The organism is Brevundimonas sp. (assembly GCF_036659295.1).
Classification (GTDB): Bacteria; Pseudomonadota; Alphaproteobacteria; order Caulobacterales; family Caulobacteraceae; genus Brevundimonas.
Genome location: NZ_JAVXCU010000057.1, coordinates 1 through 14799 on the forward strand (window position 1 = coordinate 1; position 14799 = coordinate 14799).

At 60.9% G+C, this 14799-nt stretch carries 17 protein-coding genes and 2 pseudogenes; 2 read left to right on the forward strand and 17 right to left on the reverse strand.

Annotation, left to right across the window (positions count from 1 at the left end; genetic code table 11):
* The 10 genes and pseudogenes from RSB01_RS10295 to RSB01_RS10340 form a co-directional block, all read right to left on the reverse strand.
* Positions 1-381: pseudogene (locus tag RSB01_RS10295) on the reverse strand (RluA family pseudouridine synthase); the annotation flags it as partial.
* Positions 378-764, reverse strand: coding sequence for a fluoride efflux transporter CrcB (gene crcB, locus RSB01_RS10300; RefSeq protein WP_332591293.1), 387 nt, complete (start codon positions 762-764; stop codon positions 378-380). The gene crcB and the pseudogene RSB01_RS10295, both read right to left, overlap by 4 nt.
* An 87-nt stretch (positions 765-851) precedes the next feature.
* On the reverse strand, positions 852-1364 hold the full coding sequence (locus RSB01_RS10305; RefSeq protein WP_332591292.1) for a hypothetical protein: 513 nt from the start codon (positions 1362-1364) through the stop codon (positions 852-854).
* Positions 1365-1451: 87 nt separating this feature from the next.
* Positions 1452-2177 carry an RluA family pseudouridine synthase gene (locus RSB01_RS10310; RefSeq protein WP_332591291.1) on the reverse strand — a complete coding sequence of 242 codons (726 nt, stop codon included), beginning with the start codon at positions 2175-2177 and terminating at the stop codon, positions 1452-1454.
* Between the two features lie 40 nt (positions 2178-2217).
* Entirely contained in the window at positions 2218-2664 is a 447-nt protein-coding gene (locus tag RSB01_RS10315) for a hypothetical protein (protein WP_332619550.1), read from the reverse strand.
* Positions 2665-2754: 90 nt separating this feature from the next.
* Positions 2755-3207, reverse strand: coding sequence for a hypothetical protein (locus RSB01_RS10320; RefSeq protein WP_332591289.1), 453 nt, complete (start codon positions 3205-3207; stop codon positions 2755-2757).
* Positions 3208-3299: 92 nt separating this feature from the next.
* Positions 3300-4688 carry a replication-associated recombination protein A gene (locus RSB01_RS10325; RefSeq protein ID WP_332591288.1) on the reverse strand — a complete coding sequence of 463 codons (1389 nt, stop codon included), beginning with the start codon at positions 4686-4688 and terminating at the stop codon, positions 3300-3302.
* A gap of 39 nt (positions 4689-4727) precedes the next feature.
* The gene (locus RSB01_RS10330) at positions 4728-6107 is read right to left on the reverse strand and encodes a trypsin-like peptidase domain-containing protein (RefSeq protein WP_332591287.1); all 1380 of its coding nucleotides are present in this window, start codon (positions 6105-6107) and stop codon (positions 4728-4730) included.
* A gap of 119 nt (positions 6108-6226) precedes the next feature.
* Positions 6227-7450 (reverse strand): TCR/Tet family MFS transporter, encoded by a 1224-nt coding sequence (locus RSB01_RS10335; protein ID WP_332619549.1) that lies wholly within the window; start codon positions 7448-7450, stop codon positions 6227-6229.
* 86 nt (positions 7451-7536) lie between these two features.
* Complete coding sequence (locus RSB01_RS10340) at positions 7537-8793, reverse strand: ectonucleotide pyrophosphatase/phosphodiesterase (RefSeq protein ID WP_332591742.1); 1257 nt, start codon at positions 8791-8793, stop codon at positions 7537-7539.
* A 140-nt stretch (positions 8794-8933) separates the two neighbouring features.
* Here RSB01_RS10340 and RSB01_RS10345 point away from each other — a divergent pair, with 140 nt between their 5' ends.
* Entirely contained in the window at positions 8934-9848 is a 915-nt protein-coding gene (locus tag RSB01_RS10345) for an ABC transporter ATP-binding protein (RefSeq protein WP_332591743.1), read from the forward strand.
* On the forward strand, positions 9838-10689 hold the full coding sequence (locus RSB01_RS10350; RefSeq protein ID WP_332591744.1) for a hypothetical protein: 852 nt from the start codon (positions 9838-9840) through the stop codon (positions 10687-10689). The genes RSB01_RS10345 and RSB01_RS10350 overlap by 11 nt, the downstream gene beginning before the upstream one ends.
* 1 nt (position 10690) lies before the next feature.
* Here the strand turns inward: RSB01_RS10350 and RSB01_RS10355 are convergent, their stop codons facing one another.
* From RSB01_RS10355 to RSB01_RS10385, 7 genes and pseudogenes are all read right to left on the reverse strand, one after another.
* Positions 10691-11167 (reverse strand): GNAT family N-acetyltransferase, encoded by a 477-nt coding sequence (locus tag RSB01_RS10355; RefSeq protein ID WP_332591745.1) that lies wholly within the window; start codon positions 11165-11167, stop codon positions 10691-10693.
* Between the two features lie 112 nt (positions 11168-11279).
* Positions 11280-11696, reverse strand: a complete 417-nt coding sequence (gene rplQ / locus RSB01_RS10360) for a 50S ribosomal protein L17 (protein ID WP_332591746.1) — start codon at positions 11694-11696, stop codon at positions 11280-11282.
* Positions 11697-11815: 119 nt separating this feature from the next.
* Positions 11816-12835 (reverse strand): DNA-directed RNA polymerase subunit alpha, encoded by a 1020-nt coding sequence (locus RSB01_RS10365; RefSeq protein WP_332625421.1) that lies wholly within the window; start codon positions 12833-12835, stop codon positions 11816-11818.
* 86 nt (positions 12836-12921) lie between these two features.
* Complete coding sequence (gene rpsK, locus RSB01_RS10370) at positions 12922-13311, reverse strand: 30S ribosomal protein S11 (protein ID WP_167178069.1); 390 nt, start codon at positions 13309-13311, stop codon at positions 12922-12924.
* A gap of 16 nt (positions 13312-13327) precedes the next feature.
* Entirely contained in the window at positions 13328-13696 is a 369-nt protein-coding gene (gene rpsM, locus RSB01_RS10375) for a 30S ribosomal protein S13 (RefSeq protein WP_167178070.1), read from the reverse strand.
* A gap of 153 nt (positions 13697-13849) precedes the next feature.
* Entirely contained in the window at positions 13850-14593 is a 744-nt protein-coding gene (locus RSB01_RS10380; RefSeq protein ID WP_332590421.1) for a TonB family protein, read from the reverse strand.
* A gap of 113 nt (positions 14594-14706) precedes the next feature.
* Positions 14707-14799 (reverse strand): annotated as a pseudogene (locus tag RSB01_RS10385) (adenylate kinase); the annotation flags it as partial.

Genomic DNA, 14799 nt, shown 5'->3' on the forward strand with positions numbered 1-14799 from the left:
CGACAACAGACGGTCAACGTGTTTGGTCGTCTTGGTGCCGCCCTGAACAGCTAAACCTGCGGGCTTGTTCAGCGCGATAACCATGTGGTCTTCATACAGAACCATCGACTTGGCAAAGTCGATATCCTTCTGGCTCAGAACTTCACGCTCGCCGGGCGCACGGACAATCGCCTCGGGAATCGGCGGAACGCGCACGGCGGCACCGGCGGTCAGGCGACCTTCCGGCTTGATGCGGCTGCCATCTACGCGGATATTGCCTGCACGCGCCATCTTCTGGATCTGGATGTTGGACAGGTGTGGCCAGCGACGCTTGAACCAACGGTCCATACGGATGCCGTCTTCATCCTCGGCAACATAGAGGGTTTGAACTTCGCGGCTCATCCGAAAACCTTACGCATGACGGCTAGGCCAACGAACACCGCGACCACCGACAGAAAAACAGAAGCGAGCGCATAGACGGCAGCTGTGGCCATCTCGCGGCGCTCAAGCATGAGAACCACTTCTAACGAGAACGCAGAAAAGGTCGTGAACCCGCCCAATACGCCGACAACGGCAAAAAGGCGAATACTCTCGCCATTCGCGCTGCCTTTAAATGCAAGCCAGCCTGTGACCAGACCGATCAGAAGCCCGCCAAGGACGTTTACGAGCAGCGTCCCCCAAGGCCAGTTGCCCGCGCCCATAAGGCGAAAAGCCACCACGCCCGCGCCATATCGCGCCAGCGCTCCCAAGGCCCCGCCTGTTGCCACCAGCAGAAAATGGTTCATGCCGTGCCATAAACTGTTCTGCTGCCCTTGCGAAGGGAGCGCCTATGGCTGGCCCCCTTCAGGTACCGTGGGCCTTCTCCAGTTTCCTCAGAGACGCGGACCAACCGATTCCAGCACACTGCGGGCCCGATAGACATCGGGACGATCAGGCGTAGAGCCGCGTCCCATGACGATTTCCAGCGTGGTCGAGGTCGGCTGAGGGCCGCTGAAATTCAGCCCAAGCCCGACGCCCACACCCGAAGACGAATAACCGCCATAGCGACCACCACCGGCCCCGATGGAGACGGACGGGCGCACGCCACCGGCACTGTCGGGGCGACCATCGATCCAGCGCTGGGTGATCTCGAACCAGTCATAGCCCTGATCGGTTGTCAGTTGTGCGGCCCGGAAAAGCGCACGATCCGCAACAGGTCCGATAGCCCCGACACCATTATAGGTGACACGGTAACGGTTGCTCTCGATCTGCTGCTCGGAATAACCCTGCCCGCGCGGGCCCATTTGCTGGCCATAGGGCGCAAGGCTGGCACAGGCCGTCAGCGCCAGCGCCGACGCCGCCAGTACCGTGACGGTGAAAACCTTCTTGCGGGACAGGATGGTCATGTCGGCATCTCCATTTGGCCTGACAGGTTTAGCGGATGATCGGCGCACATTGTTCCGCCAACAGTCTGAACACAGGATGAAAGGGACTTAAAGCCCTGCCGCCGCGCGCAGATCGGCAAAGTCCTGCGGCTCGGGAGCCTCGATAGTCATGCGACCTTCCAGCGGGTGCGGGAAGTTCAGCTTGGCGGCATGCAGCATCAGGCGCGGCGCACCGCGTCCGGCAAAGGTCAGCGCCCCGCCATAACGCACATCGCCGACCAGAGGCCGTCCGATATGGGCCATATGCACACGAAGCTGGTGCATCCGTCCGGTTAGCGGCTCCAGCTCGACCACCGCGCCCTCTTCATTGGCGGCCAGCGTGCGATAGCGGCTCTGCGAGGCCTGCGCGCCCTCGGCATCATCGGCCACGATACGCATATAGGCTTCGCGCCCGATCTCTTCGCGGCGCAGGGCAGCGTCGATCTGGCCCTGACGCGGTTCGGGCGCAGCCGAAACAATAGCGCGATAGGTTTTCTGGAATTTACGATCCTGCATGGCCTTGCCGAGGAAGCTGGCCGCAGGTTTCGTCTTGGCAATCAGGATCACACCCGAGGTATCGCGGTCCAGCCGGTGAACCAGTTCGGGGCGCTTGCCATTAGAGCGTTTGAACGCCCACAAAAGGTCGTCCAGCGTATGGGCCTGAATGCGGCCGCCCTGGCTGGACAGGCCCGAAGGCTTGTTCACCACCATGACGTGCGAGTCCTGAAACAGGACGAGCGACCGCATATAGGCAACTTCTTCGGGCGAAAGATCGAGGGGCTGGCGCTTGGTCATGGCGCGCTCTTAGCCCAGCCGTCCTCTTACGTCGATCAGATCAACCGATAATGCCGCGCTGGCGGGCAAAACGCGCATAGGCTGCCGAGGCCGCCGCCACGACTATGATGGTGATCGCGGCATAAAGGGTGCCCATGCCCATGATCTCGCGACCATTGGTCATGAACTGCACATAGATGGTGTTCACCACAATGGCGGTCAGGCTGGCCAAGAAGGCATTAAAGGCCAGCTTGCGGCGCATCAGCAGCATCAGAGCGCCCAGAACACCCGTCCAGACACCGACGCCAAAGGCGACCTCGGTCCAGACCGGCTGGGCTTGCAGATACTGCGCCTGTTCCAGCGTCAGATTGCCCCAATAGGACAGGTTTTTGGTCACCTGCATATACCACTGGGACGCGCCATAGCCGTTCCAGATCAGGGTGAGCAAACCCACAGCCCACAGATGCCACGGTGCTTTTGCCAGACCTGATTTCATCTGCACATTCATTGTCTTGCCTCCCGATATTCAGACCGTATCGTTAAAGCCATTCGCCATGGTCCACAATCGGGGCCCTGCATGCCAATACAGCGGATAGACTCAGACCAGAACCGACTTGCGGGCCATGCGCCATGCATAGACCCAAAGGGCCGCCGCTATCGCCATAATGGCATAGGGCAGGATCGCCATTGCCCCTTGCGGTGCGGCCACAGCAGGCGGCGGATAAACCAGGGTCGAGACGATATTGCTGCCCACCGCGCCCGCCAGAGACAGGGCAAAGGCCCATACTGCCCAGCGCTCACGCAGCAACAGACAGATCGCCCCCAACACACCACCCCAAACGCCTATGCCCCACGGCGCATACAACCAGCCCGGCAAGGTGTGGATATACTGCACCATGGCCTCGTTCAGACCTGCGTCACGCAAATAGTCTGCGCCGCGCGTCAGTGTCATGGAGAAATCGAACGCGCCAAAGCCGTTCCACAACAGGGCTACAATACCGATAAGCCACAGATGCCACGGCGCGGGTTGCCGTCGGATAATGCCTGCCATCAGTCCCTCCCAAGAAAGAAAGCCGCCGATGATGTCACTCTGGTTGTAAAATCTCGCAAGCAAAATCTTTGGCAAAACCTTTAGGCGCGTCCCTACTGGCGGCCCCATTCATCGTTCTGGGCGTCGTTTTGGGAAGCGCTCTGGGAATCGTTCTGGGCGTCGTTTTTCGCATCGGCCTTGGCGGCATTTTTACGCGCTCGCATCTGGCTCCAGCGGTCCATGCGTTGCTTGATCTTCTCCTCGTGCCCCTCGCCTTTGGGACGATAGAAGCTCTGGCGCGGCATCCCGTCGGGAAAATAGTTGTCTCCCGAAAAGCCTTCGGGCGTATCGGGGTCGTAATTATAGCCCTTGCCGTAACCCAGCTCCTTCATCAGCTTGGTCGGGGCGTTGCGGATATTGGCCGGCGGCATCAGCGAACCGGTTTCGGACGCCGCCTTCATCGCTGCCTTATAGGCCTGATAGACACCGATAGACTTGGGCGCAGTGGCCAGATGCACCGTGCATTGCGCCAGTGCCAGTTCGCCTTCTGGAGAGCCGAGGAAATCGTAGGTGTCCTTGGCCGCATTGGCGACGAGGATGGACAGGGGATCGGCCTCGCCAATATCCTCTACCGCCATACGCACCAGACGGCGCGCAATGAACAGCGGATCTTCGCCGCCCTTCAGCATCCGCGCCAGCCAGTACAACGCCGCATCGGGATCGGAGCCGCGCACCGACTTATGCAGGGCCGAGATGAGGTTGTAATGCTCCTCGCGGCTCTTGTCATAGGCAGGGGCGCGCTTTTGCAGGATGGCGGCCATAGCCTGCACATCCATTTGCTCGCCCTCGGCTAGATCGAACAGAACCTCGACCATGGTCAGCAGATAGCGGCCATCGCCATCGGCCATGGTGAACAGCGCCTCGCGCGCTTCGGGCAGCAGCGGCAGCGGCTTGCCCACATGCGTTTCAGCACGCACCAGCAGTTGCGCCATCGCCGCATCGTCCAGCCGTTTCAGGACATAGACCTGCGAACGCGACAGCAATGCGCCATTTAGCTCGAAACTGGGATTCTCGGTCGTTGCGCCGACAAGGGTGACAATCCCCGCCTCTACAAACGGCAGGAACCCGTCCTGTTGCGCACGATTAAAGCGGTGGATTTCGTCAACGAACAACAGCACCGAACGACCCGAGGCCCGAATGGCCCGCGCCTGTTCAAACGCCTTTTTCAGATCGGCCACGCCCGAAAAAACGGCGCTGATCTGCATGTATTCATAGCCCGCCGCCTTGGCGAGCAAACGCGCAATCGTGGTCTTTCCTGTGCCGGGCGGTCCCCACAGGATCATGGAGCCCAGACGTCCCGCCGCCGTCATACGCCGGATCGGCCCGCCATCCCCCAGCAGATGGTCCTGACCGACGACCTCGTCCAGCGTGGTCGGGCGCAGACGGTCGGCCAGAGGCGCGTCGGGCGGATGGATGCCGGAGGCTTCGAACAGGTCACTCATGACCTATCCATAAGCCGTCCGGCACCCGATTACACCTGTTTAAGGGATACGACCGTTCAGGCTGCGACCACCACGGATGATGGTGATTTCAGATCCGCGACCAGCACGGCCCAGAGCTGCGACCGAGGTCACAGCGCGACCGTCAACCGACTGGATCACATCATTGGGACGCAAGCCGATACGGTGCGCCATGCTGCCACGCTGGATACCCGTTACGAACACGCCATTGGTAAACGGGTCACCACCCATGCGGTCGGCCCGAGCAGGATTCAGGGCAATGCCCGAAAGTCCGGCCAAAGCGCCCTGCCCCACGGTTTCGCCCTTGCTGACCTCGGCATCACCGGGCAGCGGGGTCACGCGAGCATTCACGGTCTGGCTGCGGCCATCACGCAAAAGCGTGACCGAAACCGTCTCGTTCGGCTGTTTGGTGCCGATACGATAGTTCAGACCGCCTTGGTCGTTCACTTCTGCTCCGTCGATGGCGGTGATGACATCACCCACCTCGATACCGGCGCGCGCCGCAGGGCCACCCGAATAGACGTCTGTCACCAGAAGTCCTTGCGGGCGTTCAAGACCCAGACTGCGGGCCATATCGCCGCTCAAGGTATCGCCCTTCACGCCCAGCCACGGACGAACCACGCGGGTTTCGCCGCCTACAGCCGAATCCAGCACACGGCGCACCATGGCGGCGGGAACAGCAAAGCCCACACCGGTCGATGATCCGGTACGGCTGAAGATGGCGGTATTAATGCCGATCAGGTCGCCATCCATGTCCACCAGCGCCCCGCCCGAGTTACCCGGGTTGATCGGGGCATCGGTCTGGATGAACGAGCCGGAATCGCTGATGCCGGTATCGGTGCGGTTCAGGGCCGAGATAATGCCATTGGTTACAGTCTGGCCGACACCGAACGGGTTACCGATGGCCAGAACCAGATCGCCAACCTGTTGTTCTTCCTGATCGTCGATACGGATGACCGGCAGGTCGCCGTTCACTTCTTCAAGTTGCAGCACGGCAATATCGGAACGCTCGTCGGCCAGCAGCACACGGGCCGGAAACTCGCGGCGGTCCTGCAAGGTCACGCGGATTTCGCGCATGTCCTTCACGACGTGGGCATTGGTGATGACGATACCATCGGGGCGCACAATCACGCCCGAGCCAATCGAGCCGGTCTGCCGAGCGGTCGGGATACCCCAGAACGGGTCGCGTCCCTGCTGCACACCGCGCGCGGCAATGTTGACCACAGCAGGGGCCGCCGTGCGCACAACGGGCGCAAAACTGGTCTTCATGGCACCTGCATCGTTCGGCGCGATGCGCGGCTGCGCTTCGGCAAAGACACCTTCTTGCGCCTTGGAGGGTTGAGGCTGGCCGCAGGCCGTCAACAGCAGGGCCGCAGCAATGGCAAGGTGGGAAGTCTTCATCAAGTCACTCATCCAAGGTGATCCAGTATTCCAGTGCCATTGGGCATAGAGATTGGGACAGCATCAAGGCTCGCCCTTTACAGTAAAGCAATGGTGCTCAAAGCGTTGCGCTGCAAGTCTCAAGCTTGTGCATTATCCTGCCGGTCGGCACGTCGGGCGGTCACCCAGCCCAGCAGGGCCCCCGCCACCAGAACCAGTGCGGCGATATAAAAGGCTATGCCCGCGGCCTCGCGCCCATGCGGTACCGACATCGAATAGACCCAGCCAAAGAACAGTGGCGAGGCCACACCGGCAATCGAGGCCACGCTCATATTGGCCCCCTGAAGCTGGCCCTGCTCGCTTTCGCTGACACGGCGCGTCATCAGGGCTTGCAGCGTTGGCATGGCCAGCCCCCACAGGGCGTTGGGGAACATGGCGGCTATAAACAGAGGTCCGGTCGGGGCCAGCCCCATCAGGGCGATACCGACAGCCCCAGCCCACAGACCAAAGACCATGGTGCTGCGGTCGCCAAACTGCTTGGACATCCGGCCCACCAGCCCGCCCTGCACCGCCATATCCAGCAGCCCGACCATCGCCAACAGCAAGCCGACCTGCAGTGGCCCCCAGCCGAATTTGAAACCCGCATAGAGGACAAACACCGCCGAAAACACATGGTGCGCGAAATACAAAAGGAAGTTCACCATGGCCAAACCGACCAGTTCGAAATGCCGTTTCAGCAAGATCATAGCCCCGACCGGATTGGCGCGCCTCCAGCTAAAGGCCATGCGCTTTTCAACCGGCAGACTCTCGGGCAGCACCAACAGGCCGTACAAGAACGCCACGCCCGACAAAGCCGCTGCCACCCAGAACGGCACACGCGGTCCAAAATGCCCCAGCAAACCACCCAAGGCCGGCCCCAGCACAAAGCCGAACGAGAACGCCGCCCCGATCAGGCCATAGCCGCGCGCCCGTTCCTCGGGAGAAGTCACATCGGCCATATAGGCATAGATGGTTGTAAAGCTGGAGGATGTGATGCCTGCCAGAATGCGCCCCAGAGCCAGCCACCACAGGTTCGGGGCCAGTGCCATCAGCACATAGTCGGCCGCCAGCCCTGCACAACTGATCAGGATGACAGGCCTGCGCCCATACTGGTCCGACAGCGATCCGATCACCGGCGAGGCCAGAAACTGCATCCCCGCCCACAGGGCTACGAACAGACCGTTCAACAGCCCTGCCCGCGCATTGGAGCCGACGAATTCCTCGATCAGATGCGGCAGAACAGGGATGACAATCCCCATCGCCATCACATCCAGAACCGCCGCGACCAGAATAAATCCGATGGCCGATTTACGAACGCGCTTCATCGACACATACAGCTCCAATTGAAAACGGGCAGTCTCCTAGAAATCGAGACTGCCCGCTCTATTATGCGATCAACGCCGCCCCGTTCCTAGGGTTGCGTGACGGGCAAGGTATCCAGCGGATTACCGTCCGTCGCAGGCACCGGAATATTCAGCAAACGGCCCAACAGCGGCTGGACATCGACACTGTCGAGATTTTCCAGTCGGCGGCCCGCCACCACACCGGGACCATAGGCGATAAAGATGGCCTGCATGTCCGGCGAGATATTGTCATAGCCGTGCGCCCCGCCCGCCTGACGCACCGGACGCTCGCGCGTGGCAATCAGCCAGCCATCCTGAGCCAGACACACAAAGTCCGACACGCGGTCATGGCTGCCCAGAACCAGACGTGCGGGGATGTCATCCTTTTCCCAGCACTCCATGCGCTCGTGCTTGCCGACCAGCGCCTTCTCGACCTCGTCGTCACGGTCATCCTTGGCGTTCAGGAAGGCAACAGGACCCGAATAGACAATGCTGATGGCCGAGGTATCGACATAGTCATCCAGCGTCACCACGCGATCCGGAGAAGTCGCCGACATGCCGTGGTCGGACACCACGATGATGACCGTGTCATCGTCCATGCCGCGCGCCTTCAGACCTTCCAAAAGATGGCCGATGGCGGCATCGGTCTGGGCCATGGCGGCATTCACCTGCTCGGACTGGGGTCCGTGGTGGTGGCCCATCGTGTCCACAATATCGAAATACAGCGTGTTCAGGCGCGGGCGCTCGGCCTGCGGCAGGTCCAGCCAGGCCAGAAGCTGATCGACGCGGGCATTGCCGTCCATCGACTGGTTGAACTTGACCCAGTGGCTGGGGCGCATACCGTGGATCTCGGCCTCGGAACCGGGCCAGAACATGGTGCCCGTCTTTACGCCTGCCTTTTCGGCGCTGACCCAGATCGGTTCGCCATCATCCCACCAGCGGCGGTCGGTCACAGCCGCCTGATTGCCCAGCGAGAACCGGCCCAGTTCCTCGTCGATCATGTTGTTGCCGACGATGCCGTGGTGATCGGGATGCAGGCCCGTAACCAGCGTGTAGTGATTAGGGAAGGTCACCGTCGGGAAGGACGGCTTCATCGAGCCCGTCGCACCCTCGGCTGCCAGTCGCGACAGGTTCGGCGTCAGTCCCCGCGTCAGATAGTCGGCACGGAAGCCGTCAATCGAGATCAGGATTACCGTCGACGAGGCCTGCGCTGCGACGATTGCGGGGCTCTCGACATCACCCGTTGTTGCACAGGCCCCCGTCAGCAGGATCAGACCCAGCGCTGTCCCAGTGGCCAGACGACGAAACAATGATGGAGAGGTCATACGCCCATTCCCGCAAATACTATCAGCAAACGTCACTGCTAGGCTTTTTCCGTTACAGTCCCAAGACATATCGGGGGCCATAGCGCCAACAGCCGAGGAATCAGCTTGTCGCCCCGTTCATAAGGCGGCAGTCTGAGAATATGAACGCTGTTATCTCAATGGATAACCTCACCAAGTCCTACGGTGAGGTCAGGGCCCTGAACGGGTTGTCGCTCGAGATTCCCAAGGGCGGCGTTTACGGCATTCTAGGGCCGAACGGTGCGGGCAAGTCCACGCTGTTTCGCGTTCTGCTTGGCCTCATAGAGCCGACCTCAGGGCGGGCCGAGGTCATGGGTTATCCCATCGGCCATGCCCCAACCTTGCGCCAGATCGGCTCCATGATCGAAAACCCGCGCTATCCGGCCTATATGTCGGCGCGCGACTGTCTGGTCTGGCTGGCTCTGGCCCACGGCCAATCGCGCGATATCGATTTCGACTACTGGCTGGAGCGTGTCGGTCTTGCCGAGGCCGCCCACCGCAAGGTCAACGGCTATTCGGTCGGCATGATGCAGCGTCTGGGCATTGCCGCCGCCCTGATGACGCGCCCTGATCTGGTCATTCTGGATGAACCGACCAGCGGCATGGACCCGCCCGGCATTCTGGAAATACGCAGCCTGATCAAAGGCCTGACCGAGAATGACGGCGTGACCGTTATTCTGGCCAGTCATCAACTGCTGGAGGTCCAGCGCATCTGTGACCGCGTGGCCATCTTCAATCGCGGTCGTCTGGCTGCGGAAGGCTCTGTCGCCGAACTCAGCCAGTCCGGCCAACACCTGCGCCTAACGGCGACGCCGCTGGCCAAGATCAAAGAGATTGTCGGCGATGCCGGCGAGATCGTCGGCGACGCTATCCTCGTCAATATCCGGCGCGAGGACACCGCCGGTCTGATCCGCCATCTGGTTATGGAGGATGTGGATGTGATGGAGGCCCAGTGGGTCGGGGCCGATCTGGAAGCCATCTTCATTGCGCAAACCCGCAACACCCATGCGCCACAGGAGGCCGACCATGCCGTTTGACGCTCTGCGCGCCGAGTTGTGGCGTTTCTCGCGCAACACACAGGTCTGGTTCTGGGCCCTGCTAGTTATCCCGATCGGCACCGCCATAGTCGGCGTGTTCTTTCGCCAATTCCTGTACGGTCAGCTACAGAATGCACAGGCAGATCTGCCCGCAAGAATGAACCAGATAGCCACCGCCCCGCTCAACATCGGGGCCGTTGTGGCCGACCAGACTTCTACTCTCGCCGGTATCAATCTTCTGGCGCTCTTTCTGATCGGGGCCGCGACCATCGCAGCATCCGACTATCGCTGGGAAACATGGCGGCTGATCCGCCCGCGCGACAGCCGGACAAATCTGGTGCTGGGTAAAGCCTTGGCCATTGCCGTCATCGCCGTCATTCCGTTGCTGCTGTTCCTGCTTTGCGAACTGGTGGGCCAGATCATCAGTGCCACACTGGATAACCGGTCCATCACCCTTGGCTATGACGGCACGATGGCTATGGCGTCATTGGCCATGTTTGCGACCTCATGGCTCAGGGCTGTACAGGTCGGGCTTCTGGCTCTGGTGGCGGCGATCGCGACCCGTTCGCTGTTTGGCGGCTTTGTTATTGCCATCGCCTTTGGCCTAGGCACCTTCATGATCCAGCGCATGCTTCTGGGCCTTGGCTGGCAATCCGAAGAATGGCGCGTCCTGCTGGCATTTCCGGCAGCCGCCTACGAGACCCTCCAGACCTTCCTCGCCCACGGTCCCGTCACAGGGCAAACCGCCTTCAGGGCCGCCATCGGGCTATTGAGCTGGATTATCGTACCGGTGGGCCTGTCGGTCTGGCTGTTCCAGCGGCAGGACCTGTCCAAGGAATAGCCTAGCCCAGTCGCTTCTGCATGAAGACATCGGCGCGCGCATAAGGCGTCTCGCGAACCGGCAGATACTCGAAACCATAGGCCTCGTAGAGACGTAGCGCCGGAGCCAGTGCCGAATTGGTTTCCAGATAAAGGCGGCTGGCCCCCAGAGCGGTCGCCTTGTCCACGCAGGCCTGCATCAACAGATGCGACAGCCCTGCCCCGCGACATTCCGGTGCGATGGCCATCTTGGCCAGTTCGAACCCGCCATCATCCATAGGCATCAGCGAGCAACAGCCGACAGAGGTCCCCGCATCCGTCTCGACGATAAAGATGTGACCGCCCTTGGCCAGGATCGCGCCATCGGCATCGCCCAGAACCTTCTGGTCCTTGGCCTCGATGACAAAACCCGCCTCGACAATCCATCCCTCGTTGAGGGCACGCCAGGCAGGCGCATGGTCGGGGCGATACGGGACAACACTATACGATACCTTAGCCATACCGTTGTGATGCGCTGCGAGCCACCCGATTTCAAGTCAAACCTGCGCAAAGCAAAAGGGCGGCAGACCTAAGTCCACCGCCCTTTCGGATCGATAAGATCAGTAACGAAACTTACGCTTCGTCGCTTTCGATCATGACAACCGGACCGGAGTCCTTGCCCTTGGCCGAGACGTCGCGGTCGACGAACTCGATAACTGCCATCGCGGCGTTGTCGCCGTGACGGAAGCCAGCTTTCATGATGCGGATGTAGCCACCGGTACGTTCCGCATAACGCGGACCAATGGTTTCAAACAGCTTGCCGACTTGCGGCACATCACGAACGGCGCTGATCGCTTGACGACGAGCGTGCAGGTCGCCCTTCTTAGCGAGGGTGACAAGCTTCTCAACGAAGGGACGCAGTTCCTTCGCCTTCGGCAGAGTCGTTACGATCTGCTCGTGCTTGATCAGCGAGGCAGCCATGTTGGCGAACATGGCCTGGCGGTGGCTGGCCGTACGGCCGAGCTTACGATAGGCGGCGCCGTGGCGCATCGGGGTCTCTCCTACTCAACCCTGGTTTCCGGCCCGAACTCAACGGGGGCGGGACCTAGGGCCTCTCATTCTAACCGCCCCAACCAATCCAACTCTGGACCTGGGCGGAGGGTTGATGATCAGATCTGGTCGTCGAACTTCTTGGCCAGGTCTTCGATGTTTTCCGGCGGCCAGTTCGGTACATCCATACCGAGGCTGAGGCCCATGGTCGCCAGCACTTCTTTGATCTCGTTCAGCGACTTGCGGCCGAAGTTCGGGGTGCGAAGCATTTCGCCCTCGGTCTTCTGGATCAGGTCGCCAATGTAGACGATGTTGTCGTTCTTCAGGCAGTTCGCCGAGCGGACCGACAGTTCCAGTTCGTCTACCTTCTTGAGCAGCGACGGGTTGAACGGCAGGTCGGGCTTACCGTCCGACTGCTCGACAGCCTTGGTCGGCTCTTCGAAAGTGATGAAGATCTGGAGCTGGTCTTGCAGGATGCGAGCAGCGAAAGCCGCTGCGTCAACCGGCGAAACCGCACCGTTGGTTTCGATCTCGAGGATCAGCTTGTCATAGTCCAGCGACTGACCTTGACGGGTCGGCTCGACGCGATAGGCAACGCGTTTGACCGGCGAGTAAAGGGCGTCAACCGCGATCAGACCGATCGGGGCATCTTCCGGACGATTAAGCTCTGCAGCCACATAGCCCTTACCGTTTTGAACGGTCAGTTCCATGCGGATCGAAGCACCGTCGTCCAGCGTGCAGATAACGTGATCCGGGTTAAGGACCTCGATATCAGCCGGGACGTCGATCTGAGCCGCCGTTACGACACCGGGACCGGTGGCGCGCAGGGTCATACGCTTCGGACCTTCCGCATGCATGCGGAGAGCCAGCTGCTTGATGTTGAGGACGATGTCGACAACATCCTCACGAACGCCTTCCAGCGAGGAGAACTCGTGGACAACGCCGTCGATCTGGATGGCGGTGACTGCTGCGCCCTGAAGCGAGGACAGCAGAACGCGGCGAAGCGCGTTACCGAGCGTCACACCAAAGCCACGCTCGAGGGGTTCGGCGACCAGACGCGCTTTGCGCTGCGGGTCAGAGCCGGCCTCGACCTGGGGCTTCTCGGGACGGATCAGCTCTTGCCAGTTTCTTTCGATCATTTGTGTCCCTCGAACGGGTTTCGCTGACCCCACCTGTGTGCACTCAGGCTAGCAGGGGTCAGCAGAAGAAAAGTGTCAGGCGGCGATTAAACGCGACGACGCTTCGGCGGACGGCAACCGTTGTGCGGCATAGGCGTCACGTCACGAATGGTCGTGATGGTCATGCCAGCAGCTTGCAGAGCGCGCAGTGCCGACTCACGGCCGGAACCCGGACCCGAGACGTTTACTTCCAGCGTCTTCACGCCGTGCTCAGCAGCTTTTTTGCCTGCATCTTCAGCAGCCATCTGGGCAGCATAAGGAGTCGACTTACGCGAACCCTTGAAGCCCATGTGACCAGCCGACGACCAGGAAATAGCATTTCCCTGAGCGTCCGTGATCGTGATCATGGTGTTGTTGAAAGAGGCATTCACATGGGCAACGCCCGAAGTGATGTTCTTACGTTCGCGACGTTTAACGCGACCCTGTTCCTTAGCCATAGCTTAGGCCTCTCTCTTATTTCTTCTTGCCAGCGATGGCTTTAGCCGGACCCTTGCGGGTACGTGCGTTCGTATGCGTGCGCTGACCGCGGACCGGCAGGCCCTTACGGTGACGCAGGCCGCGATAGCAAGCCAGATCCATCAGACGCTTGATGCTCATCGAGGTTTCACGACGCAGGTCGCCCTCGACAGTGTGATCACGGTCAATGGTTTCACGGATTTGCAAGATCTCGGCATCGGAAAGTTGGTTCACGCGACGAGCCGGCTCAATGCCAACTTTCGCAGTGATTTCCTTGGCGGTATGAGCGCCAATGCCGTGAATGTACTGAAGCGCGATTTCAACGCGCTTGTTGGTCGGAATGTTGACGCCAGCGATACGGGCCACGAAAATCTCCAGGTACGCGTTAGTCAGACGCAAAAACCGCTCCGGTTAACAAACCTGAAGCGTGCGCGCCCTTCGCGGAAGACCGTCCTTATACATGGGATTCCCTAGACGTCAACGGGGGCAACCCGGAAAGAACCCTTAACAGAAGGTTTCCTACGGCCATTCCACCCCCACAGCGATCTCGGCCCCATCCACAGGATGTCCTTCGCGTGAAGCTGGACGAAAGCGGAAATACTGGGCCGCCGCAAGGGCCGCAGCGCCAAAACCTGCATTTTGAGGCGTTTCGTTCACAATCCTGCACGCTTCGAGCCGTGTATCGGCCCGTAACCGGCACATCAGCTGGACGCGCCCGCCCTGTCTGCGGCGAAAAGCTTCGCGAGGATGCAGGCTGCGAATCTCTTGCTGGGTAGGTCCGCGTATGAGGCGCGGGCCTGTCCCCTGCCCGTCACCCGCTCCGCGGCCCTGCCCGCGTCCTGTGCCGGTCCCCTCGCCGCCCTGCCCTTGCCCCGCCAACGGGGTCTGATTCTCGGACACACCGATCACTCTGGGCGGCTCGGGCGCAGGGACAGGCGGGGCGATGACTTCGGGTGGAGGCATTTTGGCGCGCGGCGGAGTAATCCGAACCGCCGATTTTGCAGCCGGTGCCCCGCCCCCTTGTGAGGGGCTGGGCTTGGCTTCCGGCACAGGTTCTATACGCGGCGGCAAAGGGATCAGGTCAACGACAAAGCCCGGCACGCTGTCGGCATTGTCCACGTCCGGTGCCAGATGCCCCAGCCAGAGGCCCAACACGCCGTGCACCAGCCCTACAGCCACAGCGGCCGTCCACACGGTCGCGTATCGCCGCCCCTTGCGAGAACGGCCGGTCACACCGCTATCAGGCTCTGTATCATGGCTCATCAACATGCAACGCATAACCTGCGCCATGGCTCACGGCCTTTAAAGAGGCCGCCATAGAAAAAGGGCCGCCACCCGAAGGTAGCGGCCCCGTATTCATTCGCTCTTTGGTCCGGTTAGACCAGAGCCCCGTCGATCGCGGCGGCGACAGTGGCGATGTCGCCCATGCCGTCCACCTCGGTCAACTTGCCCTGCGCTTCATAATAGGG

Excerpts from the sequence above, each read along its gene's own strand:
- RSB01_RS10355 (WP_332591745.1), bottom strand. The coding sequence starts at position 11,167 with ATGGCTAAGGTATCGTATAGTGTTGTCCCGTATCGCCCCGACCATGCG.
- RSB01_RS10350 (WP_332591744.1), top strand. The coding sequence starts at position 9,838 with ATGCCGTTTGACGCTCTGCGCGCCGAGTTGTGGCGTTTCTCGCGCAAC.
- RSB01_RS10315 (WP_332619550.1), bottom strand. The coding sequence starts at position 2,664 with ATGAATGTGCAGATGAAATCAGGTCTGGCAAAAGCACCGTGGCATCTG.
- RSB01_RS10365 (WP_332625421.1), bottom strand. The coding sequence starts at position 12,835 with ATGATCGAAAGAAACTGGCAAGAGCTGATCCGTCCCGAGAAGCCCCAG.
- RSB01_RS10335 (WP_332619549.1), bottom strand. The coding sequence starts at position 7,450 with ATGAAGCGCGTTCGTAAATCGGCCATCGGATTTATTCTGGTCGCGGCG.
- rpsK (WP_167178069.1), bottom strand. The coding sequence starts at position 13,311 with ATGGCTAAGGAACAGGGTCGCGTTAAACGTCGCGAACGTAAGAACATC.
- RSB01_RS10310 (WP_332591291.1), bottom strand. The coding sequence starts at position 2,177 with ATGACCAAGCGCCAGCCCCTCGATCTTTCGCCCGAAGAAGTTGCCTAT.
- RSB01_RS10305 (WP_332591292.1), bottom strand. The coding sequence starts at position 1,364 with ATGACCATCCTGTCCCGCAAGAAGGTTTTCACCGTCACGGTACTGGCG.
- rplQ (WP_332591746.1), bottom strand. The coding sequence starts at position 11,696 with ATGCGCCACGGCGCCGCCTATCGTAAGCTCGGCCGTACGGCCAGCCAC.
- RSB01_RS10340 (WP_332591742.1), bottom strand. The coding sequence starts at position 8,793 with ATGACCTCTCCATCATTGTTTCGTCGTCTGGCCACTGGGACAGCGCTG.
- RSB01_RS10330 (WP_332591287.1), bottom strand. The coding sequence starts at position 6,107 with ATGAAGACTTCCCACCTTGCCATTGCTGCGGCCCTGCTGTTGACGGCC.
- RSB01_RS10320 (WP_332591289.1), bottom strand. The coding sequence starts at position 3,207 with ATGGCAGGCATTATCCGACGGCAACCCGCGCCGTGGCATCTGTGGCTT.
- RSB01_RS10345 (WP_332591743.1), top strand. The coding sequence starts at position 8,934 with ATGAACGCTGTTATCTCAATGGATAACCTCACCAAGTCCTACGGTGAG.
- RSB01_RS10325 (WP_332591288.1), bottom strand. The coding sequence starts at position 4,688 with ATGAGTGACCTGTTCGAAGCCTCCGGCATCCATCCGCCCGACGCGCCT.
- RSB01_RS10380 (WP_332590421.1), bottom strand. The coding sequence starts at position 14,593 with ATGAGCCATGATACAGAGCCTGATAGCGGTGTGACCGGCCGTTCTCGC.
- crcB (WP_332591293.1), bottom strand. The coding sequence starts at position 764 with ATGAACCATTTTCTGCTGGTGGCAACAGGCGGGGCCTTGGGAGCGCTG.